The organism is Pseudorhodoferax sp. Leaf267, from assembly GCF_001422405.1.
In the GTDB taxonomy this organism is placed as follows: Bacteria; Pseudomonadota; Gammaproteobacteria; order Burkholderiales; family Burkholderiaceae_C; genus Pseudorhodoferax.
This window is the reverse complement of the sequence record NZ_LMMV01000001.1, coordinates 1,407,499-1,420,518: the sequence shown is the minus strand read 5'-3', so window position 1 is coordinate 1,420,518 and position 13,020 is coordinate 1,407,499. Positions and strand designations below refer to the sequence as shown.

Genomic DNA, 13,020 nt, shown 5'->3' with positions numbered 1-13,020 from the left:
GGGCGCAGGCGAACTAGCCGCGTTGCACCTTCTCGGCACGGCCCTGCAGGAACGCGCGTACGCGCTCTTTGGCCTCAGGCGCGCTCTGCGTGATACCGGATATCAGCGACTCGGTGAGGTAGCCGTGGTCGGCGGGCTGCTCCGAAATGCGAGGCAAGACATGCACGAGTGCGTAGTTGGTGAGAGGGGCGTTGCCAGCAATCTTCTCGGCCAGAGCCACGGCGTGGTCCAAGGACTTCCCGGGGGGCACCAGGTACTGCGCCAGGCCGACGCGCTCGCCCGCCGCTGCGTCGTAGACACGGCCAGTCAGCATCATGTCGGCCATACGAGCTGCACCGATGAGCTTGGGGATTCGGACGGAGCCACCTCCACCAACGAAGATGCCGCGCGAACCCTCCGGCAGGGCGAAGAACGTCGTTTCGTCCGCGACGCGGATGTGGCACGCGGCTGCCAGCTCCAGGCCTCCTCCCACAACCGCGCCGTGCAGTGCTGCGACGACCGGTACAGAGCCGAACTGGATGTGCTCCAGCGCGGCATGCCACATGCGGGAGTGCCGCATCCCCTGGCCGGCGTCGCGCTCGGAAAGCTCCGAAAGGTCAAGCCCCGCGCAGAAGTGCTCGCCTTCTCCCGCGATGACGGCGGCCTTGATGTTCTCGGGCAGTGTTTCGAAGATGGTGCGCAGCGCAGCAATGATAGGGTCGCTCAGCGCGTTGCGCTTGGCCGGCCGGCACAGCGTGACAACAGCGATGTCGCCTTTGGTCTCGAACGAGACGTCGGGATGGGTTGTTGAGTTCAAGTTTCGGTCCAATCAGCTAGCAGCCACTGTGTCTATTGCGCGGCCTGCATCGCGTTGCGCAGGCCGCCCCAGGTGTCTTGGAACATTGCAGGGTCCATCACCTTCACGTCACGTAGGATGGGCCTGAAGCTCATGTGTGCCAGGACGTCGCGCTCAAGGTCGATGCCGGGGGCGACCTCGATGAGCTCCAGGCCCTCGACTCCCAACCGCAGAACGGCGCGCTCGGTGACGAAGAGCACGTTCTGCTGGCGTTGCGCAGCGTCCTTCCCGTTGAAGGTGACCTGCTCGACCTGGTCGATGAACTTGCGCGACTGGCCTTCCTTGCGGATGTGCAGGCGGCCGTCCGACACCTCGACCTCCAGGCCGCCTGCCGTGAAGGTGCCGCAGAACACCAAGTTGGGTGTTGCCCGCGTGATGTTGATGAAGCCACCACATCCGACCGGACGCCCGTTGAACTTGCTGACGTTGACGTTGCCCGCAGCGTCGACTTGCGCAAGTCCCAGGAAGCTGACGCCGAGTCCGCCACCGTCATACCAGTCGAACTGCGCGCTTTGCTCGATGATTGACGTCGCGTTGTAGGCCATGCCGAAGTCGCCAAGCTGGGCGGGGACGCCACCGCTGACCCCACTCTCAATCGACAGCTTCAGCAGATGCGCTACGCCCTCTTCGGCGGCGACGGCGGGGATGGCTGCCGGAATGCCGATACCCAGGTTGGTCGCGGCGCTCGCCCGCAACTCCAACGCAGCACGTCGCGCAATCACTTTGCGCTCATTCAGCGGAATGCGAGTGAGCCGCGTCAACGGGACTCGGACGTGGCCGCTGAAGGCCGGGTCGTACTGGGTGGAGATGCTTTGCATGTGCTGCTGAGGCTCAGCAACAACCACGTAGTCGACGAGAGCCGCCGGCACCTTGACGTGCATGGGAGCCAAGCTTCCGGCTTGCACAATGCGTTCGACCTGGACGACGACGGTGCCCCCGCAAGCCTTTGCCGCTTGCGCAATCGACAGCTGCTCCAGCAGCATGCCTTCCTTGTCCAGCGTGATGTTGCCGTCCTCGTCGGCAACTGTTCCGCGGATGAGGGCGACGTCCACCCGCGGTGGGGGGTAGAACAGCCATTCTTCGCCCTGGAAGTCGACCAGGCGCACGAGGTCCTCCGTGGACCTGCTGTTCATCTTGCCGCCTTCCTGCCGCGGGTCCACGAAGGTGCCAAGACCTACCTTCGTCAGCAGGCCCGGGGACCGGCTGGCGATATGCCGCGTCAGGTGCGAGATGGAACCCTGGGGAAAGTTGTAGGCCTCGACCTCTCCGTCGAAGACCATCCGCATCATTTCCTTGCCGGCCTGCCCGAAGTGCCCGGCCACCACGCGCCGGACCATGCCCGGATGCGCGAAGTGCTTCATGCCCGCGTCGCCGGAGTTGCCGATTGCACCGCACGCCCAGGTCGTGAGATTGCGAGGCGAGCCGTGGGCCTGGAAGTGGCGCTCAAGGCCCTGCAGAACGGCTTCTGGGAGGCCGCTTAGGGCCAGGCCGCCAAGGAAAACGGTGGCGCCGTCGCGAACGAGCCCGCCCACGTCGTCGGATGTGATGACTTTCAAGATTGCTCCGATGGATGTCGGTTGGAAATGCGCCGTGGTCGCGGCTTACGTGTCAGGCCCGGCTGCTGTCGTCCACGCGCAGCACGACCGCGTGACCGGTGTCGCCGGCCGCGCAGCCCGTGAACAGGCCAATGCCGCCGCCGCGCAGGACAAGCTCCTCGATGAGCTCGATGACGCCGCGCAGGCCGGTAGGCGCCTGCGGGTGGCCCCAGACGATGGAGCTGCCGAAGTTGTTCATCCGCTCCCAGGCAAAACCGGTTTCCCGTGCCAACACGATGTCGTTGACAGCGAATGGGTTGTGCGTCTTGACAGCGTGCAGGGCCGATGGCGTGATGCCTGCGCGTTGAAGGGCGCTCAGTGCAGCGGGTGCCGGCGCGACCGGCATGTAGCCCGGCTCGACACGCGCCATGCCGAAGCCGAGAACCGTGACTGAGATGGCCGGGTTGCGGGACACCTGGCGGGCGAGCTCGGGCGTGGTTACGAGCATGCCTGCGTTGCCATCGGCCGGGTGCGTCTGGGCGCCGAAAGTGACGGTGCCGCCATCCAGCACCGGCTTCAACGCGGCAAGGCCTTCCGCGCTCGTGGCGAATACACCTTCGTCCGCCTCCAGGCGCCGCTCATCCTTGCGACCGCGGCCGGCGATGGGCGCGTCGACCATGTATCGACGCTGGAAGGCGCGGTCGTCCTTGAGCGCCTCCTGGTACTGCTCGAAGCGGTGCAACTTGACCGCGTGCTGCTCGGCTGTGTCGATGGCGTACTTGCGCGCGGCGTTCTCGCCGGTCTGCAGCATGGAGTTGCGTGCGTACGGGTCCTGCGCCATGTTGTCCAGGACCCAGCGCTCGGTCTCCCCGTACCCGCCCGGGCCGCGCGGGTTGGGATAGTGGACAAGCGGTCCGTTGGACTGCCGGTCTGCCATCACGAGCAAGGCGCAGGAGCTGGTGCCACAAGCGACCTCCTGCGTCGCCATCTGCAACGAGCGAACGCTCGTCGCGCACGCCTGCTGGACCGTAGGCCCAGCGACCCTGTCCAACCCCATCAATCCCGTGACATACGGAAGCCCGTAAAAGCCCCCCTTCTGCGGATTGGTGATGCCGAGAATGCCAAGGTCGATGAGCGACTTGTCGACGCCACGGCAGGCCAACGCTTCGTCCGCGACACGGGCGGCCAGGGTGAGCGCGTTCTGCTCGGCGAGCGAGCCTTGCCATTTGGCAAACGGTGTGGACCAGTAGGCCCCGTAGGGGATGGATGCTTGCATAGTTTCTTGGTTGCGATGCAGAGGGCTGCGCTACGCGTTGGTCGCAGCCTCTTCGATGCGCCACTCGAAGGTGAAGCTGCGCATCAGAGTCTTCAGACGTTCTGGCGTATCGGGCGAGAGAGAGCTAGCGCACGGCACGAAGTCCACGCACAGCCCGTGCGCTTCGTCGCGCGTGCGCACGGAGACTTCCGTTTGCAGACCCGTCGCGACCAGTCTTTCCTGGATGGAACGCTCTAGTGCGATGCGACGCAAGGCCGGCTTGTAGACCTTGCCCACCGCGGTCTGGGGCAACGCGTCGATGACGTCGATGCGCTTGGGCTGTGCCGGACGCTCAGCAATGTTCTCGCTCGAGAAGGCCAGCAGGTCGTTCAGGTCCAGGACCACACCCGGCTTAGCCACCACGAACGCCACCGGAAGCTCGCCGGCGTACTCGTCGGGCTGACCAACCGCCGCGGCCATCTGCACGCCCGGATGCTTGAGCAGTGCATCCTCAATTTGCTGTGGGTCGATGTTGTGGGTGTTGCGGATGATGACGTCCTTGGCGCGCCCCGTGACCTCGATGCGCCCGTCTCGGATACGCGCCAGGTCGCCTGTGACGAGCCATCCACCTTCGAAGGTGCCAGCACCGCGTGCTTGCTCGGTGTAGCCTGGGCTCACATTGGGGCCGCGCAGGCGCATGATTCCGGACGTCCCGTCGGGAACGGGAGTCCCATCGAGCGTGGCCACTGAGACCTCAGTGAACGGAATGCGAATGCCGCACGAAACGGACTCTCGTTCAGCGAGGACAGGCTCGATGCTCACGACGCCGGAGCATTCGGTCATGCCGAAGGTGTTGCGCACCGGAATGCCGGTTTCGCGCTCAAACTCCAGCGCAAGCTCCGGCGGCAGAGGCGCCCCGCCGGTCAGAAGTGCCCTGACGCCATCGACCTCACCAGGTTTTCGCGCGGCCGCAAGCACCGTGGCAATGCCTGTGGGCGTGGCCGTGATGAGGCTGGCCTTGACCCCTGCCGCCACCGACCAGAAGTTCCTGAGGAAGCCGGGGTTGCGCATGCCGAGCACGGTCGGCAGAACGATGTGTCCGCCGGACAGAACCGTGGACAAGCCGAACACGATGGTGCCTGCCACGTGGAACAGCGGCATCGCGTTGATGATGCAGTCCTGTTCCGTCAGGGCATAGTGACCGGCTGCGCCTGCTGCCGCGTGCAGCTGGTTGCGATGGGTGTGTTGGGCCAGCTTCGGGCTGCCTGTTGTTCCGCCCGTATGGAACAGCGCGGCGATGTCGTCGCCCGAACAGGCGTTCTCAAGGGTCGCCGGCTGCGCCGCCACCAGGTCTTCGAAGCTGACTCCACTGGCGCCGGGTGGAACCTGTCCCACCCAGGCAATCTCGCGGACGCTGGGACAGTCCCGACAGATGTCCAGAACCTTGCTGCTGATGTCGAGCTGCCCATGCACGCCCAGCGCGACCACCACGTTGCACTGGGCTGCTTGCAGCAACTCTGCGATGTGCTCCTTGCGCAGGATGTAGTTGATGGGACAAATGGTGCCGACCGAGGCAGCTCCCCACAACGTCGCGTACGCTTGGGGGATGGCCGGCAACAGCATGGCCACGCGCGGCCGTTCTCCCTTGGCCAGTGCCCGGAAAGCGTTGCCTGCGCGAGCGACCTGTTCAAGCAGCTCAGCGTAGGTCCAGGACTGAGCGGGCTCGAACGTGTCGTCGGCGAGAAGCGTCATGGCCGTACGAGCGCCGAACCGCTCGGCGCTCGCGCTCAGCGCCTCGTGCAAGCCGCGCCATGGCATGAACGTTTCGTAGGGACGTGCCTCGATGGCCTGCACATCGGCCACGGTGCGAACGGGAGGGAAAAGCTGGGTGCTCATGGCGTGCTGACTTGTCCTGGCTTTCAGTCGGCGCGGAAGCCAGTGGAGCGGGCGGCGGCGCCCCAGGCTGCGAATTCCTTCTGTGCGATTTGCGCGAACTCCTCGCGGTTGGTGCCGCTGATGCGGAAGCCGGCCGCTTCGAGCTTCTGGCGCACGTCCGGGGACTGCAGTGCTTTGCGTGCCTCGGCAGATACGCGCTCGAGAGTTGCCGCGGGCGTCGAGGGCGGGGCAGCCAGGCCGAACCACGCTGCGAAGACTGCCTGGGGCAAGCCCAACTCGCCGAATGACGGAACGTCGGGCAGCTGAGCCATCCGGGTGGGTGAGGTCACCGCCAGCGCACGCAGCTTGCCTTCCTTCACGTACTGCGTGCCCAGCGATGCTGTCACGAAGAGGCCGGGGACCTCGCCGCTCAGGACGCCGGACATCGCGTCCGCGGTCGTCTTGTAGTGGACGGGCTCAATCTTCAGCCCCGAAGCGTTGGCAAACATGGCCGTGCCGAAATGGGCCGGAGAGCCGGGGCCGAACGTGGCCATGAACATCTGCTTCTGCGTCTTCGCCCAGGCGATGTACTCGCGCAGCGACTGCGCCGGAACCGACGGCGGAATGGCCAGGATGAAGTCGGTGTAAACCAGGTGGCTGATGAGCGCGAAATCGTTGGGGTTGTAGTTCAGCTTGCTGTAGATATGCGGCGCGATGCTCATGTCCGACACCGTGTTCATGAACAGCGTGTTGCCGTCCGGCGCGGCCTTCGCGGCTTGTGTCGCAGCAATCATCCCGCCTGCGCCGGCCACGTTCTCGACCACGAAGGGCTGCTGCATGTTCTCGCCCATCTTCTGGGTCACGATGCGAGCCACCGTGTCGGGTGCGGTCCCGGGCGGGAAACCCACCAGGAGACGGATGGGGCGGTTCTGCTGGGCCTGTGCGGGGAGGATGGTGCCAACGCTGAGGGCACCAAGGCCTTCAATCAGCGTGCGGCGCGTGAAGCGTGCCATGAATGTCTCCTGAGATGTGGATGCGCGCAGAACGGCCTGCGCGGTGCCTCATCGTAGGAACGAAGGTGTCCTTCGTCAGTCCTCCGAGGCGTGGACAGGAAAGCCCTGCTACCACCCTCCAGTTGCCAGCCAGCGCTCGGCTTGGTCGAGACGGTCGAAGCCCCAGAACGGCTCGCCATCGATGAGGACGGTGGGGGAGCCGAACACGCCCCTGGCCACCGAGTTCTCGACCGACTGGCGCAGCAGGTCGGCCGCCTCCTTGGACTTTGACGCGTCAACGAGCGTGCCTGCATCCAGCGACGGCGGCAATGCCACCTGCGTCAAGTCGTCTGGCGCATCGATGTCGATGCCATGGCGCCATAGGGCCGCGTAGAGCGCGTGGACGAGCTCTGGCACGGCGTGCGGTGCATAGTGCTTCGCCCAGCAGACGGCACGCGCTGGAACCAGCGAGCTTCTGGGTGGCCTCTCCAGCTCACGGCCCAAGGGTAGGTCCAGCATCCGCGCCAGACGCGCGACGTCGCGCCGGATGTAGTCGCCCTTGAGCGGTGTCTCAAGCAAGGGCTTCAGTCCCATGACCTTCATCACGGTGATGCCCAGCAACATGGGATGCCAATCGACCAGGCGGTCGTGCCGCGCGGCCAGCGCCTCGACGCCTTGGCTCGCGAAGTAGCCGTAGGGCGAAAGGAAGTCGAAGTGAAACTCGAGTTCAGGCATCCACGCTCCGCGATTGCGACGTCTTCTCGACGACACCCGCAACGCATACGCCGTACAGCTGATTCCGATGGTTGATGCCGAGCCGGCGGAAGGCACGGTCGCGGTAGGTCTTCACCGTGGCTGCAGACAGATTCAGCCGCGCGGCAATGCCATCGAAGGACCAGCCTTGCACCAGGCCCATGCACACCTCGAGCTCGCGCTCCGTCAGGCGGGGGCAGCGCTCGCGCAACACCGAGATTTCGAGGTCCTGGGTGGTGACGGTCGGTGGCGCGGGCCGTGACACCGCGGCCAGCTCCAGATGCCGCTTGACCGCGGTCACAAGCATGGCTGCCGAGGACAGCAGGTCGGCCTCTTCATCGGCGCTGAACCAGTGTTGCCCGGCAAAGCGGTAGAAGTTCAGGGCCAGCAATGACCCAGGACGCTCGACGGTGACGAGAGAAAGGCGTTCCTGAATCGCGTGGCGGTCGTAGATTGCGGCGCGATGTGCTGGTGCCAGCTGTCCCGGGTCAAGGCGCGACATGGCCACGCCGCCTTGGGGGTCCGCTTGCATCGCGTCAAAGCTGTGGTCGGACCGGTACAGACCTGACCGGTAGCGCTCCCAACACGCCTCGGTGATGTCCTGCCGCCCCCGCGTCGCACCCAGCGAGAACTCTGGCGGAGCATCGCTTTGGATACGGTAGACGGTCCACGCTCCCAAAGCGACCAGCGGATGGATGCGCTCCAAAGCCGCAATGGCGAAGTCCTCGGCACCAATGCACCCGACGATGGATGCCGAAATCTCGGCGGAGCGACCACTCGAACGCGCAGCGCCCTCTGCCTGGGAATGGGATTTCATCGTGGCATCTCCTTGTTGTCGGAAGCATTGCTCAGAGGTCCAGAACCAGCCTGTCAGTCTTTGAGCGCGAGCAGCACGGCGTGAACTGGTCGCCCTTGGCGTGCTCTTCGTCGGTGAAGTAGCTGTCTCGGTGTTCTGGAATCCCCTCGAGAACGTGGGTGATGCATGTACCGCAAACACCCTGCTCGCAAGACGTCATTACCTCGATGCCGCACGCGGCGAGGGCGGCGACCACGGTCTGGTCCGCCGCAACAGGGATGACAATGCCCGAGCTCGCGACGACAACCTCGAACGCCTTGTCACCCGCGGTGTCGACCGGGGCGGCGGAGAAGAACTCTCGATGCACCCGGCTGTCTTGCCAGCCCTGCGCCTTTGCCTGGCTCAGTACCGCATCGATGAAACCGGAAGGACCGCAAACGTAGAGATGAGCATCCCGCGGAGCCGTGCGTAGCGCATCGGCAATGTTGAACTTCAGTTCGGCCGGTCCATCGTCATGGTAGACGCGGGCACGCTCGCCAAACCGGCTGGCGAGCTCGTCCCGAAAGGCCGTTCGCGCGGGGCTGCGTGTGCAGTAGTGCAAAGCGTACTGGCGGCCCTGAGCCTCCAACTGGTGGGCCATCGCAAGGATGGGGGTGATGCCGATGCCGCCAGCCAGCAGAAGGCTTGGAGACGCGGCGACATCCAGCTCGAAGTGGTTGCGCGGGGCGCTGATGGTGAGCACGTCCCCCGCCTTTACCTGTTCGTGCATCGCACGAGAGCCGCCGCGGCCATCTTGCTCATGCAGAACAGCGATGCGGTACAGGTTCCTGTCGGTGCTTGGATTGCTGAGCGAGTACTGGCGGATGATGCCCGAGGGCGTGGTCACATCGACGTGAGCGCCGGCCGTGAACGCCGGCAACGTGTCTCCTTCAGCGGCAACCAGGTCGAACGCGCAGATGCCCTCCGCCACGGCCTCCTTCTTGGCCACCCGAACGCGAAGAGAGCCGGTCATGCGCTCGCCGCCTCGGCAGCCTTGGCGTCCTGCTCTGCCTTGATGAGGGCGTCGAGCACCCGACGAGCGCGAACTGCGGCAGCATCGCCCGACAGCAGGATGGGCTTCATCGACCAGAAGTCACGGTCTCCGAGTTGCCGTTGCTGTGCTTCCAGCATCGGAAGGTCCTCTCGCTCGAACGGCTCGCGCAGGTACTTGATGTCCGACTCCGCCCGAGCGCGACCTTCTTCGCCCATGCGCTTCGGGTAGCTGGTCGCGAACCAGTAGTGCGCGGTGGTCGCGGTCTCCGGTGTGAACAGATGGGCGAACGGGACCTGCTTGCCCACCGAGCGTGGGTCCGCATCACCAGCGGGGGCGACGCCCACCCACAGCTCCATGACCGCCGGTGCGTTCCAACGGGTATCGAGCCAGCGGTCGACGAGTTGGGTTTCGGGAATGCCGTATCGCTGCGCGAGCGAAGGCATCAGCTGCTCATTGCGGGTCAGGCGACGCGAGTAGACGGTGTTGCCCTCCTGCTTGACTTCGGACTGCGACTGCTTGACCGCGTCGCTGCCGAGGGTGCCGGGGTGCAGGTACTCGATGTGGCTCAGGTCCAGAATGTTGTCGGTTTCGAGTTGGTATTCCGCCTTGGCCAACAGGTAGTCCTTGCCCACCCAGCGCTTCTCGGGGTCCAGGCTTTTGAACTCGGGGATGAGCGCGTCGTCGGCCTTGTCCGGGTCACCCATCCAAATCCAGAGCGCCGACCAGCGTACGACCAGTGGATAGCTGCGCACCTGCGCGGCCTTGGGAATCTGGCCGTTGCCGTGCGGGTTGCGGCTGCACGAGCCGTCACCGCGGAACTCCAGGCCGTGGTACGGACACTGCACGCAGCCGTCGACCACCTTGCCCATGCTCAGCGGTGCAAACCGGTGTGGGCAGCGGTCGAAAAGAGCATGCGCGCGACCGTTAGCGTCACGGAACATGACGATGCGCTCGCCAAGAATCGTGCGAGCGAACAACTGGCCGTCCGGGACTTCAGAGTCCCATGCGGCGACGTACCAGACATTGCGGAGATATTGAGTCATGGGGAGAAAGCGGGTGTCGTGGTTTCCTTGTGGGGAAGGATGACGGCGGGGTCGAATACCTCGGCGTGTAGCCGGACGACCTCGTCGTTGCGAAGCGCCAGGACCTGGCGCTGATTCAGATATCCCTTGTCGGTGATTTCGCCGGCGTCTGCGCGGGGCGGGTTGACCTGGACGAGCGCTCGCATCACACGGGTCGAGCTCCCCGCGGCTGCGTTCATTCGGGCCAGGCCTTCACCGAGGCGCTCGCGCAGCACAGCGGGAGCTATGGAAGCCGCAGAGGGGTGCAGAAAGAGCAGCGCGCCAATCTCGTCGCGGTCGTGTCCTGTCAAGACGGCGTCCTGAACTAGCGGGTCACAGGCTGCGATGAGCTGCACCCGAAGTGCACCCACGTGCACCCAGGTACCCGTGCGCAGCTTGAAGTCTTCCGCGACGCGGCCGTCGAACACCAGGCCCTTCTCTGGCTCGTCCGGGTCGAGCATCTTGAGGGCGTCACCAATGCGGTAGAAGCCTTCTTCGTCGAACGCGGCCTTGGTCAGCTCTGGGCTGTTGTAGTAGCCCGGCGTGATGTTGGGACCGCGCACGCGTGCCTCAAGCTTGCCGGCCGTCGGCACCAGCTTGATGTCGCACCCGGGGACAGGCAGCCCGACAACGCCGGCCTGGTCAATCTGGAAGTGCACCGCCGCGCAGAGTGGTGCGGTCTCGGTAGAGCCCCATGCCGACACCAACATCACGTTCGCACCAGTCTCTTTGCGCGCCAGGCGTTGGATGCGGTCCCACGTGTTCTGCGCGAGCGCGGCGCCCGCGTAGAAGATGAACTTGCAACGGGAGAAGAAGCCCTTGCGGAACTCTGCGTCTTCCTCCAGATGCGGGAGCAGCAGGTCGAAGCCCTTGGGCACGTTGAAGTAGATGGTGGGCAAGACTTCGCGCAAGTTGCGCAGGCTTTCGGAAAACAGCGCAGGCACTGGCTTGCCGCCATCGATGTACATAGTCCCGCCATTGCTCAGGACCAGGTTGAAGTTGTAGTTGCCGCCGAAGGTGTGGTTCCACGGCAGCCAGTCGACCACCACAGGTGGCTCGTCGCCGAGGAATGGCCAAACGTGAAGGCTCTGCCGCTGGTTCGCGGTCATCATCCGCTGCGTGTTCATCACGCCCTTCGGCGTTCCCGTCGAGCCGGACGTGAACATGACCTTCGCGACGGTGTTCGGCGACGTGAGCGCGTGCGCGTGGTAGACGGCCTCGCTGGGCTCGTGGCGAAGCAGCTGTTCGAACGAGACGCTGTCGCGGCCGAGCGCGTGCAGTGCCTTCCCATAGCGCACTGGGTCGCTTGCGAAGACCGCACCGGGCTGCAGCAGCGCTGCCACGGCGCGCAGCTTCTCGTGGTCGCCGCTCAACAGCGAGTAGGCGGGCGATACTGGGGCGACCGGCACGCCGACGTGCATCGCCGCCAGAGCCAGCAGGGCATGCTCAATGCTGTTCTCGGAAAGAATCATCAGTGGCTTCTGAGGGCCGAGCCCCAGCAGCAGCAGCCCCTCCCCAAGCCGCAAGACCTGCTCCCAAGCCTTTGCGTAGCTGAGGTGCACCCATTCGCCTTGCTGCCGCTCAGCGAACACTGTTCTGTCCGGCGCGTGCGTACTCCAGTAGCGAAGCCAGTCGCTGACGAGCTCGTTGTGGTCTACGAGCGTGGTCGGTGAGCGCAGGATTTGCGTCCCGTCCGCTCGGCGCTGAATCGTCACGCGGGCCTCTGCGAGGCGAAGGTGCTGGGCCACTGCAAACATCCTCACTCCTCGGGGACGAAGCCGACGCTCTTGACCAAGGCCGCGAAGGACACGGTCTCTTCCCGGATCTGCCGCGCGAAATCGTCGCCTTTCACGAAGGCAGGCTGCACGCCGAGCTTGCGGAAGCCCTCGCGCAATCCCGGCTCCTCCAGCGCTTCGCGGATGGCAGCCTGAAGCTGCTGCGCTTGTGCCGTCGGTGTCGCGGCCGGGATGAACAGACCGAACCAGTCATGGGTCTGCAGAGCGTCGAAGCCTTGTTCGGCAATCGTCGGTGTTCCTGGGAGGTCCGGCGAGCGCTGCGCGCCCGTGGTTGCGAGCACGCGAAGCTTTCCGCTGGCGATGTGCGGGAGCTGCGCCGCAGGCACGTTGATGCTCATCGGCACCTGGCCACCAAGCAGGTCTTGGATTGCAGGCGCATCACCCTTGTACGGGACATGGGTGAACTCGCTGTTCGCAGCGCGCCCAAGCATCACGCCCACGAAGTGCGGGGTCGAGCCCGTTGCCGGCGATGCAAAGAAGCCATTCTTCGGTCCCGAATTGGCCCAGTCCAGGTATTGGCGAACCGTCTTGACACTGTCGGGGACCGCCGGACCCACGCTGATGAAGAGCGGGTAGCTTGCGACCTTGGCCAGCGGCGTGAGGTCGCGTACCGGGTCGTAGGTCAGCTTCTTGTAGACCGATGGGTACTGGGTAATCAGCGGGTTCGGCGCTAGCAGAATGACGCTGCCGTCTGCGGGCGCTGACTTCACGAATTCGGGAGCAATGCGACCTGCGGCACCCGCTTTGTTCTCCACGAGGATGACCCGGTTCAGCCGCGGCCGCAGTGCCTCGGCCAGTTGACGCGCGACGACGTCGGATGAGCCACCTGGCGGAAAGCCGACGATGATGCGAACCGGCTGGCCGGATGCCTGTGCCCAGGACGTTCCTACTGCGAGCGGCCCGGTGAGAGTAGATGCTGCTGCAAACGCGAAGTCGCGTCGCGACCATTGCGACCGTGATCGAACCATTCTTGCCTCCTTGATGTTTGAGGCGTCAGCATAGAAATTCATGCCTCTCGTTTCCAGCGATTCAGGTGCAGTCCTGGTATCTCTGGCTACGATAGTGCTGGCGCTTCGGGGCCGTGTCGCG

General features: G+C 64.9%; 11 protein-coding genes. All 11 read right to left on the bottom strand.

Annotation, left to right across the window (positions count from 1 at the left end; all coding sequences use genetic code 11):
• Positions 1-13: 13 nt before the first annotated feature.
• Entirely contained in the window at positions 14-796 is a 783-nt protein-coding gene (locus ASF43_RS06320) for a crotonase/enoyl-CoA hydratase family protein (RefSeq protein WP_056178170.1), read from the bottom strand.
• 32 nt (positions 797-828) lie between these two features.
• Positions 829-2,391 (bottom strand): acyl CoA:acetate/3-ketoacid CoA transferase, encoded by a 1,563-nt coding sequence (locus ASF43_RS06315; RefSeq protein WP_200932437.1) that lies wholly within the window; start codon positions 2,389-2,391, stop codon positions 829-831.
• A gap of 52 nt (positions 2,392-2,443) precedes the next feature.
• Positions 2,444-3,646 (bottom strand): thiolase family protein, encoded by a 1,203-nt coding sequence (locus ASF43_RS06310; RefSeq protein WP_056177764.1) that lies wholly within the window; start codon positions 3,644-3,646, stop codon positions 2,444-2,446.
• A 30-nt stretch (positions 3,647-3,676) separates the two neighbouring features.
• The gene (locus tag ASF43_RS06305) at positions 3,677-5,521 is read right to left on the bottom strand and encodes an AMP-binding protein (protein WP_056177762.1); all 1,845 of its coding nucleotides are present in this window, start codon (positions 5,519-5,521) and stop codon (positions 3,677-3,679) included.
• A gap of 23 nt (positions 5,522-5,544) precedes the next feature.
• Positions 5,545-6,513, bottom strand: coding sequence for a tripartite tricarboxylate transporter substrate binding protein (locus ASF43_RS06300; RefSeq protein ID WP_056177760.1), 969 nt, complete (start codon positions 6,511-6,513; stop codon positions 5,545-5,547).
• A 108-nt stretch (positions 6,514-6,621) separates the two neighbouring features.
• Positions 6,622-7,227 (bottom strand): 2-hydroxychromene-2-carboxylate isomerase, encoded by a 606-nt coding sequence (locus tag ASF43_RS06295; RefSeq protein ID WP_056177758.1) that lies wholly within the window; start codon positions 7,225-7,227, stop codon positions 6,622-6,624.
• Positions 7,220-8,062 (bottom strand): helix-turn-helix transcriptional regulator, encoded by an 843-nt coding sequence (locus ASF43_RS29705; RefSeq protein ID WP_082497639.1) that lies wholly within the window; start codon positions 8,060-8,062, stop codon positions 7,220-7,222. The genes ASF43_RS06295 and ASF43_RS29705 overlap by 8 nt, the downstream gene beginning before the upstream one ends.
• 31 nt (positions 8,063-8,093) lie before the next feature.
• Entirely contained in the window at positions 8,094-9,053 is a 960-nt protein-coding gene (locus tag ASF43_RS06285; RefSeq protein ID WP_056177754.1) for a PDR/VanB family oxidoreductase, read from the bottom strand.
• Positions 9,050-10,117, bottom strand: coding sequence for an aromatic ring-hydroxylating dioxygenase subunit alpha (locus ASF43_RS06280; RefSeq protein ID WP_056177752.1), 1,068 nt, complete (start codon positions 10,115-10,117; stop codon positions 9,050-9,052). Before ASF43_RS06280 ends, ASF43_RS06285 begins: the two co-directional genes overlap by 4 nt.
• Positions 10,114-11,892, bottom strand: a complete 1,779-nt coding sequence (locus ASF43_RS06275) for a feruloyl-CoA synthase (RefSeq protein ID WP_056177750.1) — start codon at positions 11,890-11,892, stop codon at positions 10,114-10,116. Before ASF43_RS06275 ends, ASF43_RS06280 begins: the two co-directional genes overlap by 4 nt.
• A 2-nt stretch (positions 11,893-11,894) precedes the next feature.
• Positions 11,895-12,941, bottom strand: coding sequence for a tripartite tricarboxylate transporter substrate-binding protein (locus tag ASF43_RS06270; RefSeq protein WP_082497638.1), 1,047 nt, complete (start codon positions 12,939-12,941; stop codon positions 11,895-11,897).
• Between the last annotated feature and the right edge of the window lie 79 nt (positions 12,942-13,020).